This is a genomic window from Bradyrhizobium ferriligni (genome assembly GCF_056837965.1).
In genome coordinates, this window is the sequence record NZ_JBXEJO010000369.1 from 1 (window position 1) to 401 (window position 401).

Sequence of the window (401 nt, forward strand, 5' to 3'; positions counted from 1 at the left end):
ATCTGGCCCATCATGATGCAATACAAATCGCCCAAGCAATACCGATACACCAAGCATAATCATAAAACATCCCAGCAAATAACCAATCATGATTGGGTGTGTGACACAAATGACCGCACCCGCCTGACGCTTGGGGTGTAATCGTTTAAGATTAATAAAAAAACCAATGGTATAAACAATGCCACCCATCAACAAATAACCTAAAAATCCCATACCATTTTTCCTTACCCTTTAGTACTTAAGCCCAAATCAGTGATTGGTTATGTTAAAACGCTTGTATTAAATTAATACGTTTATCATCACAAGCGACTTGGTAGATGGTATTTACCGCACCCATTAAGGCAACAGCATAGCGACTATCAAGCATGGGATTGGTGTTCGTACTGGCATCATGCAGCTTA

The 401-nt window shown here is 39.9% G+C and carries 1 protein-coding gene; it reads right to left on the reverse strand.

The window, feature by feature from the left end:
- Positions 1 to 213 (reverse strand): hypothetical protein (locus tag AC1VNY_RS42825; RefSeq protein ID WP_482409727.1); only part of this gene is annotated, 213 nt, incomplete at its 3' end.
- Positions 214 to 401: the final 188 nt, after the last annotated feature.